The organism is Acidovorax sp. LjRoot118 (assembly GCF_964253575.1).
Taxonomy (GTDB): Bacteria; Pseudomonadota; Gammaproteobacteria; order Burkholderiales; family Burkholderiaceae_C; genus Acidovorax.
In genome coordinates this window covers 4,446,736-4,469,852 of the sequence record NZ_CAXURB020000001.1, presented here as the reverse complement: position 1 = coordinate 4,469,852, position 23,117 = coordinate 4,446,736, and the positions used below count along the sequence as shown (strand labels likewise).

21 protein-coding genes are annotated in these 23,117 nt (G+C 68.3%); 9 read left to right on the top strand and 12 right to left on the bottom strand.

Annotated features, from left to right (window positions below):
• Window positions 1-82 precede the first annotated feature (82 nt).
• Entirely contained in the window at window positions 83-688 is a 606-nt protein-coding gene (mog, locus tag ACSQ9E_RS21080) for a molybdopterin adenylyltransferase (RefSeq protein ID WP_057266041.1), read from the bottom strand.
• Window positions 681-1,340, bottom strand: a complete 660-nt coding sequence (gene yjgA / locus ACSQ9E_RS21075) for a ribosome biogenesis factor YjgA (protein WP_057266039.1) — start codon at window positions 1,338-1,340, stop codon at window positions 681-683. The genes mog and yjgA overlap by 8 nt, the downstream gene beginning before the upstream one ends.
• Window positions 1,341-1,404: 64 nt before the next feature.
• Here yjgA and pmbA point away from each other — a divergent pair, with 64 nt between their 5' ends.
• Entirely contained in the window at window positions 1,405-2,835 is a 1,431-nt protein-coding gene (gene pmbA, locus ACSQ9E_RS21070) for a metalloprotease PmbA (protein ID WP_436177114.1), read from the top strand.
• A gap of 4 nt (window positions 2,836-2,839) precedes the next feature.
• On the opposite strand, the gene ACSQ9E_RS21065 is transcribed toward pmbA, so the two are convergent.
• From ACSQ9E_RS21065 to ACSQ9E_RS21040, 6 genes are all read right to left on the bottom strand, one after another.
• A complete protein-coding gene (locus ACSQ9E_RS21065) occupies window positions 2,840-3,214 on the bottom strand; it encodes a hypothetical protein (RefSeq protein ID WP_235516072.1) in 375 nt (124 codons plus the stop codon).
• A complete protein-coding gene (locus ACSQ9E_RS21060; protein ID WP_235516071.1) occupies window positions 3,187-3,600 on the bottom strand; it encodes an NAD(P)H-binding protein in 414 nt (137 codons plus the stop codon). The genes ACSQ9E_RS21065 and ACSQ9E_RS21060 overlap by 28 nt, the downstream gene beginning before the upstream one ends.
• A 993-nt stretch (window positions 3,601-4,593) precedes the next feature.
• Window positions 4,594-5,403 carry an aldolase/citrate lyase family protein gene (locus ACSQ9E_RS21055; protein ID WP_436219094.1) on the bottom strand — a complete coding sequence of 270 codons (810 nt, stop codon included), beginning with the start codon at window positions 5,401-5,403 and terminating at the stop codon, window positions 4,594-4,596.
• 12 nt (window positions 5,404-5,415) lie between these two features.
• Window positions 5,416-6,885, bottom strand: a complete 1,470-nt coding sequence (locus ACSQ9E_RS21050; protein WP_436219093.1) for an NAD-dependent succinate-semialdehyde dehydrogenase — start codon at window positions 6,883-6,885, stop codon at window positions 5,416-5,418.
• Window positions 6,886-6,913: 28 nt separating this feature from the next.
• The gene (locus ACSQ9E_RS21045) at window positions 6,914-8,461 is read right to left on the bottom strand and encodes a UxaA family hydrolase (protein WP_436219092.1); all 1,548 of its coding nucleotides are present in this window, start codon (window positions 8,459-8,461) and stop codon (window positions 6,914-6,916) included.
• A gap of 31 nt (window positions 8,462-8,492) precedes the next feature.
• Window positions 8,493-9,485: a tripartite tricarboxylate transporter substrate binding protein gene (locus ACSQ9E_RS21040; protein ID WP_436219091.1), complete on the bottom strand. Its 993-nt coding sequence runs from the start codon at window positions 9,483-9,485 to the stop codon at window positions 8,493-8,495.
• Between the two features lie 115 nt (window positions 9,486-9,600).
• Between ACSQ9E_RS21040 and ACSQ9E_RS21035 the strand changes: the two genes are divergently transcribed.
• The gene (locus tag ACSQ9E_RS21035; RefSeq protein ID WP_436219090.1) at window positions 9,601-10,554 is read left to right on the top strand and encodes a LysR substrate-binding domain-containing protein; all 954 of its coding nucleotides are present in this window, start codon (window positions 9,601-9,603) and stop codon (window positions 10,552-10,554) included.
• A 4-nt stretch (window positions 10,555-10,558) separates the two neighbouring features.
• On the opposite strand, the gene ACSQ9E_RS21030 is transcribed toward ACSQ9E_RS21035, so the two are convergent.
• Window positions 10,559-11,320 carry an IclR family transcriptional regulator gene (locus tag ACSQ9E_RS21030; protein ID WP_436219089.1) on the bottom strand — a complete coding sequence of 254 codons (762 nt, stop codon included), beginning with the start codon at window positions 11,318-11,320 and terminating at the stop codon, window positions 10,559-10,561.
• 114 nt (window positions 11,321-11,434) lie between these two features.
• Here ACSQ9E_RS21030 and ACSQ9E_RS21025 point away from each other — a divergent pair, with 114 nt between their 5' ends.
• The 5 genes from ACSQ9E_RS21025 to ACSQ9E_RS21005 are packed head-to-tail and all read left to right on the top strand — an operon-like array spanning window position 11,435 to window position 16,608.
• A complete protein-coding gene (locus ACSQ9E_RS21025; RefSeq protein WP_436219088.1) occupies window positions 11,435-12,292 on the top strand; it encodes an SDR family oxidoreductase in 858 nt (285 codons plus the stop codon).
• A gap of 25 nt (window positions 12,293-12,317) precedes the next feature.
• The gene (locus ACSQ9E_RS21020; protein ID WP_436219087.1) at window positions 12,318-13,685 is read left to right on the top strand and encodes a flavin-containing monooxygenase; all 1,368 of its coding nucleotides are present in this window, start codon (window positions 12,318-12,320) and stop codon (window positions 13,683-13,685) included.
• A 48-nt stretch (window positions 13,686-13,733) separates the two neighbouring features.
• Entirely contained in the window at window positions 13,734-14,666 is a 933-nt protein-coding gene (locus ACSQ9E_RS21015) for a bile acid:sodium symporter family protein (protein ID WP_436219086.1), read from the top strand.
• Complete coding sequence (locus ACSQ9E_RS21010; protein WP_436219085.1) at window positions 14,663-15,682, top strand: SDR family oxidoreductase; 1,020 nt, start codon at window positions 14,663-14,665, stop codon at window positions 15,680-15,682. Before ACSQ9E_RS21015 ends, ACSQ9E_RS21010 begins: the two co-directional genes overlap by 4 nt.
• Entirely contained in the window at window positions 15,679-16,608 is a 930-nt protein-coding gene (locus ACSQ9E_RS21005; RefSeq protein ID WP_436219084.1) for an EamA family transporter, read from the top strand. Before ACSQ9E_RS21010 ends, ACSQ9E_RS21005 begins: the two co-directional genes overlap by 4 nt.
• Before the next feature lie 15 nt (window positions 16,609-16,623).
• Here ACSQ9E_RS21005 and ACSQ9E_RS21000 read toward each other — a convergent pair whose 3' ends face one another.
• Window positions 16,624-17,721 (bottom strand): tartrate dehydrogenase, encoded by a 1,098-nt coding sequence (locus ACSQ9E_RS21000; protein WP_436219083.1) that lies wholly within the window; start codon window positions 17,719-17,721, stop codon window positions 16,624-16,626.
• A gap of 100 nt (window positions 17,722-17,821) precedes the next feature.
• On the opposite strand from ACSQ9E_RS21000, the gene ACSQ9E_RS20995 reads away from it, so the two are divergent.
• Window positions 17,822-18,733 carry a LysR substrate-binding domain-containing protein gene (locus tag ACSQ9E_RS20995; protein ID WP_436219082.1) on the top strand — a complete coding sequence of 304 codons (912 nt, stop codon included), beginning with the start codon at window positions 17,822-17,824 and terminating at the stop codon, window positions 18,731-18,733.
• Between the two features lie 12 nt (window positions 18,734-18,745).
• Here ACSQ9E_RS20995 and ACSQ9E_RS20990 read toward each other — a convergent pair whose 3' ends face one another.
• Together ACSQ9E_RS20990 and rpsU are read right to left on the bottom strand one after the other, a co-directional pair.
• The gene (locus tag ACSQ9E_RS20990; protein WP_057199652.1) at window positions 18,746-19,195 is read right to left on the bottom strand and encodes a GatB/YqeY domain-containing protein; all 450 of its coding nucleotides are present in this window, start codon (window positions 19,193-19,195) and stop codon (window positions 18,746-18,748) included.
• A 114-nt stretch (window positions 19,196-19,309) separates the two neighbouring features.
• Window positions 19,310-19,522: a 30S ribosomal protein S21 gene (rpsU, locus tag ACSQ9E_RS20985; protein WP_007833691.1), complete on the bottom strand. Its 213-nt coding sequence runs from the start codon at window positions 19,520-19,522 to the stop codon at window positions 19,310-19,312.
• A 322-nt stretch (window positions 19,523-19,844) separates the two neighbouring features.
• Here rpsU and ACSQ9E_RS20980 point away from each other — a divergent pair, with 322 nt between their 5' ends.
• Window positions 19,845-23,105 carry an EAL domain-containing protein gene (locus ACSQ9E_RS20980; protein WP_057266015.1) on the top strand — a complete coding sequence of 1,087 codons (3,261 nt, stop codon included), beginning with the start codon at window positions 19,845-19,847 and terminating at the stop codon, window positions 23,103-23,105.
• The last annotated feature ends 12 nt before the right edge of the window (window positions 23,106-23,117 follow it).

Below are 23,117 nucleotides of genomic sequence, written 5' to 3'. Positions count from 1 at the left end.
GTGACCCGGCGCACCCATGTGGGTCACGAGCCGCATCACTGGTTACAAAATGCAAGCCCGGCGCACCTCGCCAGGCCTGCATTCAGCGGCTGCGCACCGCGCTCTTGGGCCGAAAGGCCTTGCAGACCTCGTCGCGGGTTTCAAGGTAGGGCCCGCCGATCAGGTCGATGCAATAGGGCACTGCTGCGAAGATGCCGGGCACGATCTGGCTGCCATCGGCCGCGCGCAGGCCTTCCAGCGTCTCGGCAATCGCCTTGGGCTGGCCGGGCAGGTTGATGATCAGGCTCTGCCCGCGCACCACCGCCACCTGGCGCGAGAGGATGGCCGTGGGCACGAACTTCAGGCTGATCTGGCGCATCTGCTCGCCAAAGCCCGGCATTTCCTTGTGCGCCACGGCCAGCGTGGCCTCGGGCGTCACGTCGCGCAGCGCGGGGCCCGTGCCGCCGGTGGTCAGCACCAGGCTGCAGCCCGCGTCCACCAAAGCAATCAGCGCGGCGCTGATGCCCGCCTGCTCGTCGGGGATCAGGCGCGCGTCGAAGGTGATGGGGTTGTGCAGCGCGCGGGTGAGCCAGTCCTGCAGCGCCGGCAGGCCCTTGTCTTCATAGACGCCGCTGCTGGCGCGGTCGCTGATGGAGACAATGCCTACCCGGACAGGGTCGTGGACGGCGCCGTGCGCAGCTTCAGGCATGGTCCCCGTCCTCGTCGCCGTCTTCGTCGTTCTCAGGCACGTCGCCCATGTGCTCGCGCACCAGCCGGAACAGGTCGCGGTAAGCGCGGCCCTTGCGCGGCGCCAGGCCCTGCGACACTGCGGCCTTGTCGGCGGGCGGCGCATCCTTGCGCGCCTGGCGGATCAGGGCGCGCAATTGCTGCGTGTCGGTGTCGGGGTGCTCGGCCATCCACGGGGCCAGGGCCTCGTCGTCGGCGATGAGGCGGTCGCGCCACTGCTCGGCCAGGTGCAGCGTGAGTTTCACGTCGGCCGAGCCCTTGTGCTGCTCTTCGAGCGCCTGGCGCGCAGCCTGTACCAGCTCGGGGTCGAGCTTGCGCATGATCTTGCCCACGTACTGCATCTGGCGGCGCTTGCCTTCGAAATTGGTGATGCGCTTGGCCTCGGCCAGCGCATCCACCAGCTTCTCGGGCAGGCCCACCTTCTCGAACAGGTCGGCGCGCAGGGTCAGAAGCTCCTTGCCCAGGTCCTGCAGGGCATCGCTTTCGCGCTTGAGATCGGTTCGGCTGGCATCGGGCGTGCCTTTGAGTTCGGCTTTGAGCTGAATGTCCATTTCGCTGCCTTCGGCAACGAACTGGCCCTTCACAAAGTAGCCTTTTTTGGGTTTGCGTGACATGGGTGGGGGCAAATGGGGAGGTGGCGCAGCGCGCGCCACAGCGGCAAGTATCATAGCTGCCGCTATGAATAAACCCTCCATCCGCACGCCGCGCGCCTCCAGCGCCCCGGCCGCCACCGCATCCGGCACCCCCGACAACGGCTTCAGCTACAGCCGTCCGTTCTTCGAAGAACTGGTGGACCGCGCCCTCGCGCATGCCAAAAAGCTCGGCGCCACCGACGCCGGCGCCGAGGCCTCCGAGGGCTGCGGCCTGTCGGTCAGCGTGCGCAAGGGCGAGCTCGAAACGGTGGAGCGCAACCGCGACAAGTCGCTGGGCATCACCGTCTACATCGGCAACCGCCGGGGCAATGCCAGCACCTCCGATTTTTCCAGCAAGGCCATCGAGCAGACGGCGCAGGCCGCCTACGACATCGCCCGCTTCACGGCCGAAGACCCCATGGCCGGCCTGCCCGATGCCGACGACATCGCGCCCATCGACACGCACCGCGACCTGGACCTGTTCCACCCCTGGTCCATCGACAGCGAGCAGGCCGCGAAGATGGCCATGGAATGCGAGGCCGCCGCCCTGAAGGCCAGCCGTCGCATCACCAACAGCGAAGGCGCAGGCGTGTCGGCCCAGCAGAGCCACTTCTTCAGCGCCCACACGCGCGGCTTTCGCGGTGGCTATGCGTCGTCGCGCCACAGCTTCTCGGTGGCGCCGATTGCCTCGCTGCCCGGCCGCAATGCCGAGATGCAGCGCGACGCCTGGTACAGCTCCATGCGCGATGCGGCCGAGCTGGCCTCGCCACAGGCCGTGGGCCGCTATGCCGCCGAGCGCGCGCTGTCGCGCCTGGGCAGCCGCAAGATTCCCACCACGCAGTGCCCCGTGCTGTTCGAGTCCACCCTGGCCGCCGGCCTGCTGGGCGGCCTGGTGCAGGCCGTGAGCGGTGGCGCGCTGTACCGCAAGAGCAGCTTTTTGCTCGACTCGCTGGGCAAGCGCGTGCTGCCCAAGCACATCGACGTGCGCGAAGACCCCTTCGTGCTGCGCGGCAAGGGCAGTTCGCCGTTCGACGATGAAGGCGTGCGCGTGGCGCCGCGCCAGGTCGTCAAGGGCGGGCGCCTGGAAGGCTATTTCCTGTCCACTTACTCGGCACGCAAGCTGGGCATGAAGACCACCGGCAACGCCGGCGGCTCGCACAACCTGACCATGACTTCACGCCTGACCCAGCCCGGCGACGACCTCGACGCCATGCTGCAAAAGCTGGGCACCGGCCTGTTCGTGATCGAACTCATGGGCCAGGGCGTGAACTACGTGACGGGCGATTATTCGCGCGGCGCCAGCGGCTTCTGGGTCGAGAATGGCCGCATCGCCTACCCGGTGCATGAGATCACCATCGCCGGCAACTTGAAGGACATGCTGCAGGGCATCGAGGCCGTGGGTGCGGACACCTACAACTACGGTGCCAAGACCGTGGGTTCGATTCTCGTGAACAAGATGAAGGTGGCGGGCAGCTGAGCCATCAGGCCGTGGCGCGGGACTGCGCCGCCCAGGTGTCCTTCCTGCCCCTCATGCCCACTGGCAGCGCCATCCCCACGCGGTTGCGCGACAGGGTGCCGGCAGGCTCCAGGTGGGCCAGCATCAGGGCTACGGCGTCGGCATATGTGATGATTATCTCGGGCACCTTGGAGGCGAACAGCAGCAGGAGCAGTGGGGCAGGCAGCGCGTTGGCGAAGCCCGCAATGCGCACCGGCAACTGCTCCGTGGCCACCCGCATCCGGGCCATGCCGAGCGCGGCCTTCTCCACCATGGGGCCGGGGCACAGCATGCGCCAGTCCAGGGGCGACGCGCAGATGCGTTCGTAGTTTTTCAGGTGCGGCCAGTAGGTGTCGCGCACCTTGGGCAGGGTGGCACCCTTGCGGCCCGTCTGGCCGATGTCCAGCGCCGCAGCGCCCCCAAAAAACCAGCAGATAGGCCGCTCGGAGGCGGGCAGCGATTCGACGCTTCGACGATGCGCGCCACCAGGTCCACGAAGGCCTGACCCTCGGTGACCATGCTGGCGCAGTTGATGAGTGCATCGTGTCCCCGGACGATTGCCGCCAGGTCCTCCGTGGCGATCTGGCCGAGGTCGGCCTGGTGCAAGGTGACCAGTGCACGTGTCTCGGTGGGTAGCTTGGCCGGGTTGCGTACGAGCACGCAGACTTGGTGGCCGGCGGTGATCGCCTGTTCGAGCACGTGGCGGCCACGGGAGCCGGTGGCTCCGAGGATGAGGCGGCGCTTCATGGGGATTAGCGTGGTGGGTTGGTGGCGGTGGTTTCTGGAACCTGGGCGCGATCATTCCACGCAGTCCGATTGAAGCCAGGGCCCTGCGCTGCACTGGGGGGGCGGGGTGGTGAAATTGTTCACGGCTTGGGGTGCCTTTGTGGCAGCGGTTGCTGGCGTGTGTTGTCGAGACATGGCGTGCGCTGCGACGGATTTCACGGATCGTGTGCTGTGGTTGCTGCATGCCTGTTTTAAAGGCTGAGGCCGGGGTGTGCGCCCGGCGGCGCACCCACCTTCTTTTGCGTCGCCAAAAGAAGGTGGGCCAAGAAAAGGCGACCCCCAGTCTGCGTCCCCCGTTCGCCCTGTCGGGCGAACGGGGGCAACCTGCGATGCTCGGGCCTGGGGTGGTGCCGATGAACTCGCTGCGTTCTTCGAACTCCGCTCAAACAGCATCGGCAAGCTAGAGCACGAAGTGCGTGTGTCCTTCGGCACACGCACCCACCCCAGGCCCTGCGCTTCTCGGCGCAGCCAGCAGGGGTGGGGAGCGGGGACAAAGACGGCTGCTGCTTCGCAGCTGCGCCTTGGGTCGGTGACGTGCGCGATGCGCGCTGCCGACAGGTTGGGCGCGCTCGCTCTGGCTAGCCGAGCGCAGCGAAGGACCACAGGCCGAGCGAAGCAATGGCCCGAGTGGAGCCCGTTCCCACCCCCTTCTGACCGTGCCGAGAAGCGCAGGGCCTGGGGTGAGCGCGTGCCGAAGGACACGCGCATCGTTGTCTGGCTCGCCGCAGCTGTTTGAGCAGAGTTCGAAGAACGCAGCGAGTTCTGCGGCACACCCCAGGACCGAGCATCGCAGGCTGCCCCCTCGTACGCAGTGCGAGGGGGACACGGGCAGCGGGGTCGCCTTTCTTTTGGGTACTTTTCTTTGGCGAAGCAAAGAACAAGTACCTCGGCCGCCGGGCCGAGACCCGGCCTCCGCCCTCAACACGGGCAGGAAGCCGCCATCGTCCCATGAGGTCAATAGGCCGCGCTCGCCTTGTCAGGCACATCGGCAACCGCGCCCCGCCCCCCAAACTGCCCCCGCAACTTGCGCGCCGTATTCACAAACATCAGCACATCCACGCCCACGGCGACAAAGGTGCATCCCAGATCCAGATAGCGCTGCGCCAACACCGGGTCCGAAGTGAGCGTCCCCGCCGCCTTGCCACTGGCGATGATGGTCCTCATCGCCCCCTCGATGGCCGCCTGCACCTCCGGGTGGCCAGGGTTGCCGCGGTGGCCCATGGATGCCGCCAGGTCGGCTGGGCCGATGAACACGCCATGCACGCCGTCCACCGCGCAGATGGCCGCGAGGTTGTTCAGGGCCGCCACCGTCTCGGCCTGCACCAGCAGGCAGACCTCGTCATCGGCCACGTTCAGGTAGTCGCTGCGCGCACTCCACTCGGAGGCACGCCCCACGGCGCTGCCCACACCGCGGATTCCCAGGGGCGGGTAGCGCGTGGCCGAGACGATGGCGCGCGCCTGCTCGGCCGTATCCACCATGGGCACGAGCAGGGTGCGGGCACCGATGTCCAGCATCTGCTTGATGAGGGCCGTGCTGCCCTCGACCACGCGCACCACGGGTTGGGCGCTGTGGGGCGCCACCGACTGCAGCGCCGCCAGGGTGCTGCGCACGTCGTTGGGGGCGTGCTCGCCGTCGACCAGCAGCCAGTCGTAGCCACAGGTGGCGGCCGCTTCGGCGAGGTAGGGGTCGGCCATGGAGAGCCACAGGCCGACCTGGGGGCGGCGCTGGGCAAGGGCGGTCTTGAAGGGGTTGTGGGCGGGCATGGGTGGGGTCTTTCAGTCGAGTTGTCCCTGGCAGAGGTACTTGGTGTGCAGGTAGTCGTCCAGGCCGTGGGTCGATCCCTCGCGCCCGTAACCCGACTCCTTGACACCACCAAACGGAGCCGCCTCGGCCGCGATCACGCCTTCGTTGATGCCCACGATGCCGGTCTCCAGCGCGTCCGCCACGCGCCAGATGCGCCGCACGTCGTTGCTGTAGAAATACGCCGCCAGGCCAAAGGGTGTGTCGTTGGCTGCGGCGATCACCTCGGCCTCGGTGGCGAAGCGCGTGAGCGGTGCCACGGGGCCGAAGGTTTCCTCGCAGGAGCAGGCCATGGAGGCATCGGCGCCCACCAGCACCGTGGGCGCGTAGTAGGTGGGGCCCAGCCCGGGCAGGCGCTGGCCACCGGTCAGCACTTTCGCCCCCCGCGCCACTGCGTCCTGCACGTGGCGCGCTATCTTTTCCACGGCCCGGTCATTGATCATGGGGCCGATCTGCGAGGCCAGGTCGCTGGCAGGACCCACCTTGAGCGCGGCCACGCGGGCGCTGAGCTTGCTGGCGAATTCGTCGTGGACGCGGTCGTGCACGAACACCCGGTTCGGGCAGACACAGGTCTGGCCGCCGTTTCGGAACTTGGCGGCCATGAATCCGTCCACGGCCGCATCCACATCGGCATCCTCGAAGACGATGAAGGGCGCGTTGCCGCCCAACTCCAGCGACAGCTTCTTGAGCGTGTCGGCGCTGCGCCGCGCCAGGTGCTTGCCCACGGGCGTCGATCCGGTGAAGGTGATCTTGCGCACGCGGGCGTCATCGAGCCACAGGTCCACCACCTCGGGCGTCTTCTCGCGTGAAGCGGTGACGATGTTGAGCACGCCAGCGGGCACACCCGCCTCGTGGGCCAGCAGCACCAGGGCCAGCGAGGTCAGCGGTGTGTCCTCGGCCGGCTTGCAGACCACCGTGCAGCCGGCAGCCAGGGCCGGGGCGATCTTGCGCGCGATCATCGCCGCCGGAAAGTTCCAGGGCGTGATGGCCGCCACCACGCCCACAGGTTCCTTCAGCGCAAACATGCGCCGGCCCGGCACCGGCGCGGGGATCACTTCGCCGTTCATGCGCGTGGCCTCCTCTGCAAACCATTCGATGTAGCTGGCCGCATAGGCCACCTCGCCCTTGCCCTCGGCCAGGGGCTTGCCCTGCTCGCGCGAGATGAGCCTGCCCAGGTCGTCCTGGTGGGCCAGCACCAGATCGTTCCAGCGCTTTATGGTCTGGGCGCGCTGCCTGGCGGGCAGCTTCTTCCAGGCCGGGAAGGCGGCATGCGCGGCATTGAGCGCGGCGAGGGCTTCGGCTGCGCCGCTGTCGGGCACCTGGGTGATGGTGGCGCCGGTGGCCGGGTCGGTCACGGCCAGCAGGGCGCCGGGGCCGGGCGTCCACTGGCCGGCGATGAAGTTGGCGCTGCGCAGCAGGTCAGCGCGGGTGAGTGTCAGGGGCATGGGAGTGTGAGGTTCGGTGGGGGTGTGTTCAACTGACTATTCCGAGATGCCAGGGCACAAACTCATGGTCGCCCAGGCCCAGGGCCTCGCTCTTGGTGGCTTCGCCGCTGGCGTGGCGCAGGATCTGCTCGAAGATCTGCCGCCCCATCTCGGGCACAGAGATGCCCTCATCGATCACCACGCCGCAGTTGATGTCCATGTCCTCTTCGAGCCGCGTGAACATGGGCGTGTTGCTCGCCAGCTTGATGGTGGGCGCCGGCTTGCTGCCGAACATGGAGCCGCGCCCGGTGGTAAAGCAGATCAGCTGTGCGCCGCTGGCGATCTGCCCGGTGCAGGCCACGGGGTCGTAGCCGGGCGAGTCCATGAAGACGAAGCCGCTCTGGGTGATGGGCTCTGCGTATTCGTACACCGCCTGGAGCGGTGTGGTGCCGCCCTTCATGGCCGAGCCCAGCGATTTTTCGAAGATGTTGGCCAGGCCACCGGCCTGGTTGCCATGGCCCACCACGCCATTGAACTGGGCGTTCTGGCCGGCGGCATAACGCTCCCACCAGGCCAGTCGGTCCAGAAGCTTCTGGCCCACCTCGGGGCTCACCGCACGTCGCGTGAGCATGAATTCCACGCCGTGGATCTCGGGCGTCTCCGACAGGATGGCCGTGCCTCCGTGGCGCACCAGGATGTCCATGGCCGCACCCAGCGCGGGGTTGGCCGTGATGCCCGAGAAGCCGTCCGACCCGCCGCACTCCAGCCCGATCTTGAGGTGGCTGGCGCTCACCGCCTGGCGCCGTGCGGCGTTGGCCTCCGGCAGCATGGCCTCGATCGCGGCGATGCCGGCTTCGATGGTGGCGCGCGTGCCGCCCACCTCCTGCATCACCAGCGTGCGCATGAGTCGGCCGGCCTTCAGGCCCTGCGAATCCACCAGCGCATCCACCTGGTTGCGCTCGCAGCCCAGGCCCACGATGAGCACGCCCGCCAGGTTGGGGTGGCGCGCATAGCCCGCCAGCGTGCGGCGCAGCACGTCGAAGTGCTCGCTGGGCGAGGACATGCCGCAGCCGCTGGTCTGGGCGAAGGCGGCCACGCCGTCGATGTGGGGAAACGCCGCCATCCGCTCGGGCGTGAAGTGCGCAGCAATGCGCTTGATGACCGTGGCCGAGCAGTTCACCGACGACAGGATGCCGATGAAGTTGCGCGTGCCCACGCTGCCGTCGGCCCGCACGAAGCCCTGGAAGGTAGCGCGCCCGGCCTCGGGCACATAGTCCACGGGCCGCACGTCGGCGCCGAAGGCCGGGTCGCGGTAGTAGTCCACGATCTGCAGGTTGTGGCTGTGCACGTAGTCGCCGGGCTCCAGGTCCCGCGTGGCCACGCCGATCACGGTGTCGTACTTGCGCACCTGCTCGCCCTCGGCAATGCGGCGTGCTGCGATCTTGTGGCCGGCGGGCACCTGGGCGCGCGTGCGCACACCGAGTTCGGGGATGGCCTGGCCCAGCGCCAGGGCCGTCTTGGCCACCAGCACGTTGTCGTTGGGATGCAGGTGCAGCAGGGGGCTGGACAGGGCGGTGGGGGCCGCAGGGGTAGTCATCGGGACCTTTTGCTTCTGGGGATGCAGGGACTCAGCTGCGCATCAGTTCGCGCAATTTGAGCCTGTCGATGAGCACGGTCTCTTTCAGGTAGACCGTGTTCACGTACTTTTCGTAGTCGGGGCCGTCCAGGTACAACAGCGGCGCATCGAGCTTGTCGGCCACCGCCTTGAACTCGGGGCTGGCTACGGCCTGGCGGAAGGCGTCGCGCAGCTTGGCGGCCACGGCCGGGTCCAGGCCCTTGGGCGCGCCGATACCGTTGGGGGCATCCACCACCACGTCGTACCCGAGCTCGCGCAGGGTGGGCGTGTCCTTGAAGCGCGCGGTGCGCTGTTCGCCCCAGGTGGCCAAAAGGCGCAGCTTGCCGGCCTCCACATGCGGCGCCCAGGAGCTCGAATCGGCCAGCGCATCCACATGGCCGCCCAACACGCCCTGCAGGGCCTCGGCGCCACCCTTGTAGGGCACGTGGTTGAGCTGAATGCCGGCCACTGCCGCGAACTCCTCCATGCCCACATGCGTGGCGCCGCCCACGCCGGCGTGGGCGTAGGTCACCTTGCCAGGGTTGGCCTTGGCATGGTCGACGAAGTCCTTCAGGGTCTTGAAGCGCGAGTCCGCCGGCACGGCGATGCCGAAGGTCTGGCCCGAGGTGCGTGCCAGGTAGGTGAAATCCTTGCGCGGGTCGGCCTGCAAGGTGCCCAACTGCGCAAAGCGCGTGACGGAGATTGGGATCTGGCCGATGGTGTAGCCGTCGGCCTTGGCCGCGGCCAGGGCCTTGGAGCCGATCATGCCCGAGGCGCCGGCGCGGTTCTCCACCGCGATGGCCTGGCCCAGGATGCGGCCGGCGACGGTGCACAGGGTGCGCATCGACTGGTCGGCCGTGCCGCCTGCGGGCCAGGGGCAGATGAAGGTGATGGGGCGTTCGGGGTAGGCCTGCGCGAACAGCTTGCCATGCGTGGCTGCGAGCGCAGTGGCCCCGAGGGCGCCAAGGATGAGCTGCCGCCGGTCCTGGCGTGGGGTGTCGTTCATGTCTGTCTCCATTTTTTTGATCGGGAGCCGCGATTGTTCTCAGGCGATGCATAACAATCCAATGAAACTATGGACTCTCTTCATAGCCTGCAAGACATGAATCAGGAGAAACCCCATGACCCGCATCGACCGCGTCTTGCGCTCCAACCTCAAGCTGCGCCACCTGCAGATGCTGGTGGCGCTGGACCAGTTCCGCCACCTGGGCCGTGCGGCCGAGTTCCTGTCGGTCACGCAGCCTGCTGTCTCCAAGACGCTGGCCGAGATCGAGCGCATGTTCGGCCTGCCGCTGTTCGACCGCTCCACGCGCGGCACCGAGCCCACGGCCGCAGGCCTGAGTGTGGTGCGTTTTGCGCGCTCGGTGCTGGCGGGCTACGACCGCACACGCGCCGAGATCGCCGCCGAGGCCAGCGGTGCCAGCGGCCGCACCAGTGTGGGCGCCATGGTGGTGGCCACGCCGGTGCTGCTGGCACAGGCCGTGGAGCGGCTCAAGGCGCGCTCCATCCACACCAGCGTGCTGATCGAGGAGGGCGACCTCACACGATTGCTACCCAAGCTGCGGCTCGGTGAGCTCGACCTGTTCGTGGGCCGGCTGGAGCCGGGCTACGCCTCGCCCGACCTCGAAACCGAAGCGCTGTATGCCGAGCCCATGGCCGTGGTCGTGCAGCCTGGCCATGTGCTGGCGCGCAAGCGCAAACCACATTGGACCGACCTGGCCGCGCTGCCCTGCGTGATGCCGCCGCCCTGGGCCTCGCTGCGCGTCAAGCTCGACCAGATGTTCTTTGCGCACGACCTGCACCCGCCGGCCGACATCGTGGAGTCAGCCTCCTTCCTCACGCAGCTGAGCTTCGTCCACCAGCGCGGCGCGGTGGCCTTCATGGCGCGCTCGGTGGCGCAGCATTTTGCGGCGCAGGGCATGCTGGCGGTGCTGCCGCTGGCCGTGCCCATCGACCTGCCGCCCGTGGGCCTGATCACCCTGCGCGGCCAGAAGCCCACGCCCGTGACGGAGCAATTGATCGACTGTATCCGCCAGGTGGCCGGCAGCCGCAAGAAGCCGCGCGCCAGGCCCTGACCCCTCAGCTCCAGGTGCGCGCGAGCACCGCAGCAGCAGTCTGCAGCCTTGGCAACTTCTCCAGCGCCTGCGCCAGCGACATGCGCGCCACCGGGGCCTGCAGCGCCACGGCGCAGCGGATGCTCTTGCCATCGGCTCCGCGCACCGGCACGGCCACGCAGACCAGGCCTTCGACGAACTCCTCGGCATCCACCGCGTAGTCCTCCTTGCGGATGCGCTTGAACTCGGCATCGAGCGCGGCGCGTGTGGTCAGCGTGGTCGCAGTGTGGCGCGTGAGCGTGAGGCCCTCCAGCAGTTGGTTGCGCTGGCCCGCGGCCATGTGCGCCAGCAACAGCTTGCCGCTGGCCGAGCAATGCACCGGCACGCGCGTGCCGGGCCGCAGGTTCATCTGCAGCGGAAAGGCCGACTCGATGCGGTCCAGGTACACCACCTCCACACCCGACAGGGCGGTGAAGTTGCAGCTCTCGCCCACCTCGGCCACCAGCTGGCGCAGCACGGCGTGGCGCACGCCCTGCTGCGTGCTGCCAGCCAGCGTGGCCTCGGCCAGGCGCAGCAGGCGCGGCGCGGGGGCGTAGCGCCGGCCATCGGGTTCGCGCGCCAGCAGGCCGCCGGCCTCCAGCTGCACCAGCAGCCGGTGCACGCTGGGCTTGGGCCAGCCGCTGGCAGCAACGGCCTCGGCCAGTGTGAGCGGGCGGGCCTCGCGCACCAGCAGCTCCAGCAGGTCGAACAGGCGCAGGCCGGGCGATGCAGCAGTGTTTTCTGTCATGAATCTCTGATTTCGAGACGAAATAGGAAAATATTTCGGGATTTGTAAGGCCTGGCCTACAGTGGGGCGCATCGTAGACATCCGCCTGCGTTCTGTAAACAACCCCTTCCTCCCATGCCTGTGAGCCCCCGTCCCTTTCGCAATGCCGTCGTCACAGGTGCCTGTGGCGGCCTGGGCCAGGCCCTGGTGCGTGAGTTGCTGGCCCAGGGCACACAGGTGGCGCTGGTGGGCCTGCAGCGCCCGGTGCTCGAAACGCTGGCCGCCACCGCGCCCGAGCGCTGTGCGGTGTACACGCCCGACGTGGCCGATGCCGCCGCCATGGCGCAGGTGGCCGCCGACTGGATGGCGCGTGCCGGCCTGCCCGACCTGGTGATCGCCAACGCGGGTGTGGCGGGCGGCTTCGACACCGCAGAGACCGGTGACCTGGCCGTGATGCGCCGCATGTTGGAAATCAACCTGCTCGGCCCTGCCACCACCTTCCAGCCCTTTGTGCAGGCACTGCGCGTGCATGCCGTACAGGGGCCGCGCTGCGCCCTGGTCGGCGTGGCCAGCATCGCGGGCTGGCGCGGCATGCCCGGCAATGGCGCCTATTGCGCGAGCAAGGGCGGGCTGATCCGCTACCTCGAAAGCCTGCGCGCCGAGTGCCGGGGCACGCGGCTGTCCGTGCACACGGTGAGCCCGGGCTACCTGCGCACGGCACTCACCGCCGGCAACCGCTTTGCCATGCCCGGCCTGATGGAGCCCGATGCCGCCGCGCGCGCACTGCTGGCCGGCGTGGCGCGCGGGCGCGAGCACATCGTGCTGCCACGGCACATCGGCTGGCTCTCGCGCCTGCTGGCCTGCCTGCCCGCCGCCACCTACGACCGCCTGCTGCGCGGCCAGCCGCGCAAGCCGCGCGTGGGCGAGGCGGGGGCCACCGCCATCCCCGGGCTGCCCGGCGCCAGCGATGGCGCGCCTGCCGAACCCCGCTGAATTTCACCTGCGAGCCAAGCCCCTCATGCAAGACGACCTTCGCAACGCATCTGCCGACCTGCAGGCCTGCGTAGACACCACCACCCCTGCCACGCGCGGCTCGATTGCACTCATCGGTGCCGGCCCTTCAGGCCTGGCCGGTGCGCGCAATCTGCAAAAGCTCGGCATCCCGTTCCAGGGCTTCGAGGCGTATACCGACGTGGGCGGGCTGTGGAACATCGCCAACCCGCGCTCCACGGTGTATGCCTCGGCGCACCTGATCTCGAGCAAGCGCACCACCGAGTTCAGCGAATTCCCCATGGCCGACAGCGTGGCCGACTACCCCAGCCACCGCGAGCTGTGCCGCTACTTCAGCGACTTTGCCGAGCATTTCGACCTGCGCCGGCACTTTCGTTTCGGCGTGCGCGTGCTCAAGGTGGAGCCGGTCAGCGACAGGGAGGACACGCTGTGGCGCGTGACCATCGCCACGGCGGACGGGGGCACCGAAGCGGCGGAGTACAAGGGCGTGGTGATCGCCAACGGCACGCTGGCCGAGCCCAGCATGCCGCGCTTCGAAGGCCATTTCAGCGGCGAGCTGCTGCACACCTCGGCCTACAAGCATGCCGAGCAGTTCAAGGGCAAGCGCGTGCTCATCGTGGGCGCGGGCAACTCGGGCTGCGACATCGCGGTGGACGCCGTGCACTACGCGCACAGCGTGGACATCTCGGTGCGGCGCGGCTATTACTTCGTGCCCAAGTACGTGTTCGGCAAGCCCGCCGACACGCTGGGCGGCAAGCGCCCGCTGCCGCCCTGGCTCAAGCAGAAGGTGGACAGCACGGTGCTGCAGTGGTTCACGGGCGACCCCACACGCTTCGGCTTCCCCAAGCCCACCTACAAGATGTACGAGTCGCATCCCATCGTGAATTCGCTGATCCTGCACCACCTGGGCCATGGCGACATCCACGTCAAGGCCGACATCGCGCGCTTCGATGGCGCCACGGTGCACTTCAAGGACGGAACCCAGCAGGACTACGACATGGTGCTCGCCGCCACCGGCTACACGCTGCACTACCCCTTCATCGCGCGCGAGTTGCTCAACTGGCAGGGCATGGCGCCGCGCCTGCACCTGAACATCTTCGCACCCGGTCGGCGCCGCCTGGCCGTGCTGGGCATGATCGAGGCCAGCGGCATCGGCTGGCAGGGCCGCTACGAGCAGGCCGAGCTGGTGGCGCGCTACTTCAAGGCGCTCGATGCCGACACGCCCGCCGCCCGCGCCTTCGAGGCCGCCGTGCAGGGCCCGCCGCCAGACCTGTCGGGCGGCTTCAAGTACCTGCAGCTCGAACGCATGGCGTACTACGTGCACAAGGACACCTACCGCGCCGCCGTGCGCAACGCCTCTGCCGCCCTGGGCTGACCGCACCACAAGAAAAGGGCCGCCGAGCCCACAGAGGAGACAAATACCATGCTGCCCGTCGACGAGATCCGCCTGAACTTCAACCCCGCGTCGCTGATGCTGCTCAATGCGGTGCTGGCCTTTTTGATGTTCGGCATCGCGCTCGACACGCGGGCGGACGACTTCCGTCGCGTGGCCAAGATGCCCTGGGCCATGGCCGTGGGCATTGCCGCGCAGTTCATCGTGCTGCCGGCCGTGACCTATGTGCTCACGCTGCTGCTCGGCGTGGGGCCGAGCATCGCGCTGGGCATGATCCTGGTGGCCTGCTGCCCGCCGGGCAACGTGTCCAATATCCTTACGCACCGCGCACGCGGCAACGTCGCGCTGTCGGTGTCCATGACGGCGATTTCCAACGCCATCGCCATCGTGGTCATGCCACTGAACTTCGCGTTCTGGGGCGGAATGCACCCCACGGCCGCGCCGCTGCTGAAAACGATCGCGCTCGACCCGCTGGAGATGGTGGGCCACATCGTCGCCATCATCGGCGTGCCCTTCGTGCTCGGCCTCTTGTGCGCGCACCAACTGCCGCGCCTCACGCTGCGCGTGAAGAAGCCCGTGCGCATCATCAGCTTCCTGGCGCTCATCGGCTTCATTCTGGGCGCCATCGCCGGCAACTGGCGCTTCTTCCTCGACTATGTGGGCATGGTGCTGCTGGCCGTGGCCCTGCACGATGCGCTGGCCTTCGGCACCGGCTACCTGTGCGCTCGGTTCACGGGCCTGCAGGACTATGACCGGCGCGCCGTCGCCATCGAGGTCGGCATCCGCAATGCGGGCCTGGGCCTGGTGGTGATCTTCAGCTTCTTCGGTGGCCTGGGCGGCATGGCCGTGGTGGCGGGTGTCTGGGGCTTCTGGGACATCATCGCCGGCCTGGCGCTGGCCAGCTGGTGGGGCCGCAAGGACCCCGTGGGCGCGCCTGCGGCCTTGCAAGGGGAGGGCGCATGAGCGCGCCGGCCCCGCGCGCCCGCAATGTCCTCGTCACCGGGGCTGATGGCTTCCTGGGCCGGGGCGTGGTGGCGGCGCTGGCCCGGCGGCCGGACACCGGCAGCGTGGTGGCCCTGGACGTGCGCGAGGTGCCGCCCGAGCGCCGCCAGCCGGGCGTCACCTACCAGGCCCAGGACGTGCGCGACCCGGCCCTGGCCGCCACGCTGCAGCGCCATGCCATCGACACCGTGGTGCACCTGGCCTCCATCGTCACGCCGGGCCGCGGCTCGAACCGGGCATTCGAATACGACGTGGACGTGAACGGCACACGCAACGTGCTCGAAGCCTGCGCGGCCCAGGGCGTGCGGCATGTGCTCGTGTCCTCCAGCGGCGCGGCCTATGGCTACCACGCCGATAACGCGCCCTGGCTCACCGAGTCGCACCCGCTGCGCGGCAACGAAAGCTTTGCCTATGCGCACCACAAGCGCCTGGTCGAAGAGATGCTGGCCGCATGGCGCCAGAGGCATCCAGGGCTGGCGCAGACGGTGCTGCGCATCGGCACCATCCTGGGTGAGCGCGTGGACAACCAGATCACCGCGCTGTTCGAAAAGCCCCGCCTGTTGGCCATCCGCGGCAGCGACAGCCCTTTCGTCTTCATCTGGGACGAGGACGTGACCGGCGCGCTGCTGCATGCGCTCGATGGTGCGCCCCCGGGCTGCTACAACCTGGCGGGCGACGGGGCGCTGACCATCCACCAGATCGCGGCGCGCCTGGGCAAGCGCACGCTCGACCTGCCGGCCTGGCTGCTGCAGTCGGCGCTGTTCGTGGGTTCGCGCCTGGGCGTGGGCCGCTATGGCCCCGAGCAGCTCGACTTTCTGCGCTATCGGCCGGTGCTGCTCAACACCGCGCTCAAGGAGCAACTGGGCTACGTGCCGCGCAAGACCAGTGCACATGCCTTCGATGCCTTCGTGGCGGCGCGCCAGCAGCAGGGGCGGCCCGTGGCCGTGGCCGGTGCGCTGGCAGGCAGCCGCGCATGAACACCGCAGCATTGGGGGCAGTACCGGCCCGCGCGCTGTCGCAGGGTGACCTGGCCTGCGCACTGGTCGTCATCGTCATCTGGGGCTCGAACTTCGTGGTCATGAAAATGGGCCTGCAGACGCTCAGCCCCATGCTGCTGGGCACGCTGCGCTTCATCGCGGCCTCGCTGCCCTTTTTGCTCTTCGTGCGCCGGCCGGCGCTGCCCTGGCGCTTCATCGTGGCCTATGGCCTGGCGCAGGGCCTGGGGCAGTTCGGCCTGTTGTTCCTGGGCCTGCGCCTGGGCATGACGGCGGGCATGGCCTCGGTGGTCATGCAGACCCAGGCCTTCTTCACGCTGATCCTCGCGGTCACGCTGCTGCACGAGCGTGCGCGGCCAGCGCAGTGGCTGGGCCTGGCGGTGGCGTTCGGGGGTCTGCTGGTGATCGCCAGCGCCCATGGCGAGGGTGCGCTGCAGATGAGCCTGGCGGGCTTCGTGCTCACGCTGGGCGCGGCCTTCATGTGGGCCACCTCGAACCTGGTGGTGCGCTTCGCGGCGCGCGTGGGTGGCGACTACGCGCCGTTCCCGTTCATCGTCTGGAGCAGCACCGTGCCCATCGTGCCGTTCTTCGCGCTGGCGCTGTGGCTCGACGGGCCGGCCTCGGTGGCCGCGCAGCTCGGGGGCCTGAACGGCCGCGCACTGTTCGCCGTGCTTTACCTGGCGCTGCTGGCCACCTTGCTGGCCTACAGCCTCTGGACGCGGCTGCTGCAGCGCCACCCGGCCGGGCGCGTGTCGCCGTTCTCGCTGCTGATCCCGGTGGTGGGCCTGCTGGCCGCCATGCTGGTGCTGGGCGAGCAGCCGGCGCCCGCGCAGTGGGCGGGCACCGGCGCGGTGCTCTGCGGCATGCTCATCAACCAGTTCGGCCATCTATGGTGGAAGCGGGGCTGAAGCCCCGCACACGCTTCAGGCGGCCGCGATGCGCGCCGCGATGGCCTGGCCCAGCTCCGTGGTGCTGGCCTTGCCGCCCAGGTCGGGAGTGAGCGGGCCTTCCTTCAAGGCGGCCTCGATGGCCGCCACGATGGCATCGTGCGCCGCGCGCCCGGCGCCCTGGCCGTTGGTCAAAAAGTCCAGCATCAGCGCGCCCGACCAGATCATGGCGATGGGGTTGGCGATGTTCTTGCCGTAGATGTCGGGCGCCGAGCCATGCACGGGCTCGAACAGCGAGGGGAACGTGCGCTCGGGGTTCAGGTTGGCCGAAGGGGCCAGGCCGATGGTGCCGGTGGTCGCGGGGCCCAGGTCCGAGAGGATGTCGCCGAACAGGTTGGTGGCGGCCACTACGTCAAAGCGGCCGGGCTGCAGCACGAAGCGCGCAGTCAGGATGTCGATGTGCTGCTTGTCCAGCGTGATCTCGGGGTAGTCCTTGGCCACCTCGTCGGCACGCTTGTCCCACCAGGGCATGCTGATGGCGATGCCGTTGCTCTTGGTGGCCAGCGTCACGTGCTTGCGCGGGCGGCTCTGGGCGAGGTCGAAGGCGAAGCGCAGCAGGCGGTCGGTGCCCTTGCGCGAATAGACCGACTCCTGGATGACGATCTCGCGGTCCGTGCCCTCGTACATGATGCCGCCGAGCGAGGTGTACTCGCCCTCGGTGTTCTCGCGCACCACGAAGTAGTCGATGTCGCCGGGCTTCCTGCCCGCCAGCGGGCAGGGCACGCCCTCGAACAGGCGCACGGGGCGCAGGTTGATGTACTGGTCGAACTCGCGGCGGAACTTGAGCAGCGAACCCCACAGCGAGACATGGTCGGGCACGGTGGCGGGCCAGCCCACGGCGCCGAAGAAGATCGCGTCCACATCCGCGAGCTGCGCCTTCCAGTCGTCGGGCATCATCTTCCCGTGCTCGGCGTAGTAGTCGCAGCTGGCCCAGTCGATGGTGCGGCAGGTGAGGGCGATGCCGAAGCGCTCGGCCGCGGCCTTCACGGCGCGCAGGCCTTCGGGCATGACTTCCTTGCCGATGCCGTCGCCGGGGATCACGGCGATCGTGTACTGGGTGCTGTTGCTGCTCATCAGATGTCTTCCTTGGAGGGTGGAGGGTGCGTGGCCTGCATTGTTGGACAGGGCTGCACAAAATACAATCGGCCGCCTGTGCATCCATTCTTCACACATCGTGCATAAAAGCCCATCGACCGAGGACCTGCGCGTCTTCACCGTGGTCGTGCGCAAATCGAGTTTTGCCGACGCCGCCACCGAACTGGGTGCCTCGCCTGCCTACGTGAGCAAGCGCATCCGCCTGCTGGAAGAAGACCTGGCCGTAAAGCTCTTGCACCGCACCACGCGGCGCGTGGCTGTCACGGAGGAGGGCGAGCGCGTGTTCCACTGGGCGCAGCGCATCCTCGATGACGTGGACCAACTGCTGCAGGAGGTGGCCGTCACGCGCCGCGAGCCGCGCGGCCTGCTGCGCGTGAGCAGCAGCTTCGGCTTTGGCCGGCGCATCGTGGCGCCGGCACTGTCGCGCCTGGTGGAGCGGCACCCGGGCCTGCAGGTGCGGCTGGAGGTGTTCGACCGGCTGGTGGACGTGGCAGGCGAGGGTTTTGACCTCGATGTGCGCGTGGGCGACGAGATCGCCCCGCACCTGATCGCGCGGCGCCTGGCCGACAACCACCGCGTGCTGTGCGCTGCCCCGGCCTACCTGGCACGCCACGGCACCCCGCGCACGCTCTCGGAGCTGTCCAGCCACGACTGCCTGGTGATCAAGGAGCGCGACCATCCCTTTGGCGTGTGGCGCCTGCGCAGCGGCGCTGTGGAGGACATGGTCAAGGTGCGTGGCCCGCTGTCGGCCAACAACGGCGAGATGGTGGTGCAGTGGGCCGTGGACGGGCGCGGCATTGCGCTGCGCTCGCTGTGGGACGTGCAGCCCCACCTGAAGGCCGGGCACCTGGTGCAGGTGCTGCCCGAATGGCGCCAGGACGCCAACGTCTGGGCCGTCTACCCCACGCGGCTGCACCTGTCGGCCAAGGTGCGCGTGTGCGTGGAGTTTCTGCAGGACCACTTCAAAAGGGAGTGGTCCGGGGTGGACTGAGGATGCAGGGGCTCAGCCGCCTGCCAGCGCGGTCTTCACTGCGGCGGAGACCTGGCCCATGTCGGCCTTGCCAGCCAGGCGGGTCTTGACCGCGCCCATCACCTTGCCCATGTCACCAGGGCCCGAGGCGCCGAGTTCGGCCACGATGGCCTTGACGGCGGCCAGGGTCTCCTCTGCCGACATACGCGCGGGCAGGTAGGCCTGCAGCACCACCAGCTCGGACTTTTCCTTGTCGGCCAGGTCCTGGCGCGCAGCCTGCTCGAACGCGGCGATGGAGTCCTTGCGCTGCTTGATCAGCTTGTCCACGATGGCGATGACGGCCACATCGTCGAGCTCGATGCGCTCGTCAACTTCCTTTTGCTTCAGCGCCGCCAGCAGCAGGCGGATGGTGCCCAGGCGCTCACTGTCCTTGGCGCGCATGGCGGTCTTCATGTCTTCGGTGATCTGGTCCTTGAGGGACATGGCATTTCTCCTGAGGTCTTGTCGTTGAATCTGCAAAAAAAGGGAGCGCAAAAAGCAAAAAACCCGCGCCTGGCGTCCCGAGCGCGGGTTGATGCGGCCTGTGAGGGCCAGCGATCAGTACAGCTTCTTGGGCAGCTGCATGCTGCGCACGCGCTTGTAGTGGCGCTTCACGGCGGCAGCCTTCTTGCGCTTGCGCTCGGCCGTTGGCTTTTCGTAGAACTCGCGGGCGCGCAGGTCGGTCAGCAGGCCGAGCTTTTCAATGGTGCGCTTGAAGCGGCGCAGTGCAACGTCAAAGGGTTCGTTTTCTTTTACGCGAATCGTAGTCATTAGCTAATGTGTTCCAAATTTTTTTGCCGCGCAGAGGGTCTTGGGGAGATCGAGCCTCAAGACCATGCGTGGCGGTTGCCCCCGTCTGTAACTAGTATTTGGCCGACGGGGCATGCCAGCGAAGCCGAGCATTATAGCAGTCGGATGCGGGAAATGTGCAAGTGCGTTCCGTGCGCCCCAAGGTGGTGCGTGTGGCGCGGAAATTGCATGTGTACTTACAGAGTGTTTCCATTGCGCCTGGCTTGGGCGCGCTGGAGCACGATCTCATCGTCCGGCACCGAACCGCCGGGCGCATCTTGCAGGAACGGGAAACTGGGCACCCATGGCAATCATGCACCGCGTATCAGGTTGGCTAGGCCGGCTCAGTGTGGGCCGCAAGCTCATGCTCATCTATCTGCTGGACCTCACGGCGGTGATCTACGTCTCCAGCATCCTGATCCACGAGAAGAACCAGGCCATCGACTTCACGCGCAAGGAGATCGTCGGCACCAGCTACGCGACCGTGGTGCGCGACGGCCTGCTCGGCCGCTTCTTGCAGCCCGGCCAGCCAGCCTTGTCGGTGGCCGACACGCTGGCGCGCCTGGACACGGTGCGCGCCGAGCACGACGAGGCCTTGCACACCCAGGAGGCCGGCCAGCGCTTCAAGGATGCACTGGAACGCCTGGGCACCGATGCCGCCGCGCAGGCCGACCCGCAGGCCCTCACGCGCCTGCGCAGCCAGTTGCTGCGCGATGGGCGCGAGCTGCTCACCACCGTGGGCAACCAGTCCAACCTGATCCTGGACCCGGACCTGGACAGCTACTACGAGATGTCGCTGTCGGTGTTGCGCTTTCCCGAGCTGCTGCAGGCGGTCCACGACACGGTGAGCTTTTTGAACTCCCCGCGCACCGCACGCGGGCCGCAATGGTCGTCCGAGCTGCTCACGCTGGTGGGCCGGCTGGAGGCCGTCACCCTGGGCATCGAGTCGGACTACAACCAGGCCTTCATCGCCGGCACGCCCGAACTGAGAACCGCGCTGGTGCACGACCGCGAGGCGCTCAACGCCACGCTGCTCGAATTCCAGTCGCACCTGCAGGCCATCGCCAGCGGCGAATCGCGCCTGACCATGGCGCAGCTGACCGAGCAAGAGGCCAAGGTGCTGGGCGCCTTGCAGGCCGCCTGGGGTTCGGGCATCAACGACCTTGATCGCCTGCTGCACCAGCGGGTGGACAGCCTGTACTCGCGCATGTGGCTGCACCTGGGCACGGCACTGGTGCTGCTGGGCTGCATCCTGTCTTTGGTGACGCTGGTGGCGCGCCAGATCGCCAAGCCACTGCAGCAACTGGCCCGCGTGGCCGACGAGGTGAGAAAGAGCGGCGACCACACGCTGCGCGCCCACTGGAGCAGCAGCGACGAGATCGGCCGCCTGGTCACCGCCTTCAACGGCATGCTGGCCCAGCTCGACCGCGAGCGCCTGCTGCAGCAGGAGCTGGCCGCCAGCGCCCGTGCGGCCGAGGCCCAGCGCGAGCTGGTGGAGGCCTTCCCCATCCCGCTGATGGTGACCTCCATCCCCGAGCACGAGGTGCTGCACTCCAACGCGCCGGCCGGGCAGTGGCTCAATGGCCGCACCGTGGACCCCTGGGTGGCAGGGCTGGAGCCGGGCGTGCGCGCGCGCTTCTTCCAGCGCCTGGCCGACCAGGGCTCGGTGGACGAGTTCGAGGTGCGCTGGAAGGGCGGGCCCGAGCCCTCCTGGGCCGTGCTGTCGGCGCGGCGCCTGGTGTTCCAGGGGCGCGACGCGGTGCTCACGGCCTTCACGCCGATCAATGTGCTCAAGGTCATGGAGCAGCGCCTGGAGCTGTGGGCCAAGGTGTTCGAGGCCTCGTCCGAGGGCATCATCATCATGAACGCCGACCAGCAGATCATCAGCGTGAACAAGGCCTTCTGCCGCAGCACGCACTACGACTTCTACGAGGTCATCGGCGAGGGCCTGGGGTTCCTGCAGGAGGACACCGCAGGGCAGGAGCCGCTGTCGGCCCAGATCGCGCGCGCCATGCAGGACAAGGAGTCCTGGCAGGGCGAGGTGCGCTTTCGCCGCCGCTCGGGCGAGACCTACCCGGCCTGGCTCATGGTCTCGGCCGTGCGCGAGGGCAAGGCGGGCGCGGTGGTCAACCACATCGGCATCGCCATCGACATCACCGACCGCAAGCTCAACGAGGAGCGCATCCAGTTCCTGGCCCACCACGACGTGCTTACCGAGCTGCCCAACCGCTCGCTGTGCGTGCAGCGCCTGCAGCTGGCGCTGGCGCACGCCCAGGCCTGCAACGAGCGCGTGGCCGTGCTGTTCATCGACCTGGACCGCTTCAAGGCCATCAACGACACGCTGGGCCACCACATCGGCGATGGCCTGCTGCGCTCGGTGGCGCAGCGCCTCACGCAGGCCGTGCGCAGCCGCGACACCGTGAGCCGGCTGGGTGGTGACGAGTTTGTGGTCATCATGCGCGACGTGGCAGGGCCCGAGGACGTGCAGCAACTGGTCGAGAACCGGCTGATCCCGCTGATCCGCCAGCCGCACCCCGTGGAGGGTCATGAGCTCAATGTGAGCTGCAGCGTGGGCATCGCCGTCTACCCCGAGGACGGCGGCGACATCGACGAGCTGATGCGCCGGGCCGATGCCGCCATGTACGAGGCCAAGACCACCGGCCGCGACATGGCCCTGTTCTACTCGGCCGAGACCGACCAGCGCGCGCTGGCCCGCCAGTCCATGGAGCAGCACCTGCGCCGGGCCCTGGGGCGCGGCGAGTTCAGCCTGCACTACCAGCCGCGGCTGAGCGCCCGGGGAGGGCGCCTGCAGGGTGTGGAGGCGCTGCTGCGCTGGAACAACCCGGTGCTGGGCATGGTGCCGCCCAGCGAGTTCATCCCCATCGCAGAAGAGACCGGCATGATCCGCCCCATCGGCGCCTGGGTGCTGCAGCAGGCCAGCGCGCAGTGGCTGGCCTGGCAGTCGCTGGAGTACGAGGGCCCGCTGGGCCGGGCGCCGCATCCGCTGTCCCAGGTATCGGTCTCGGTCAACCTGTCGGCGGCACAGCTGGCCGATCCGCAACTCGTGCCCGACATCGAGGCGCTGCTGGCCAAGAGCGGCATGCCGGCCCACCGGCTGGAGCTGGAGATCACCGAGTCGCAGCTCATGGACCATGCCAACTCGGCCGAGCGGCAACTGGCAGCGCTCAAGGCGCTGGGCGTGCAGCTGTCCATCGACGACTTCGGCACCGGCTATTCGAGCCTGGCCTACCTCAAGCGCTTCGACATCGACCGGCTCAAGGTGGACAAGTCCTTCATCCACGACATGCTCACCAACCCGGCCGACATGGCCATCACCCGCGCCATCATCGCGCTGGGGCACACGCTGGGCCTGAAGATCGTCGCCGAAGGGGTGGAGGACCTGGCCACCGCCCAGGTGCTGGATGCGCTCGACTGCGAGGAGCTGCAGGGCTTTCACTTCACCCGGCCGCTGCCCGTGGCGCAATTGCAGGAGTGGGTGCTGCAGCACGCCAGCCGCCCCGCGCTGGGTGATTCGCGCTTTGGCGAACTGGTCAGCATTCCCTGAGCCATTCACGGG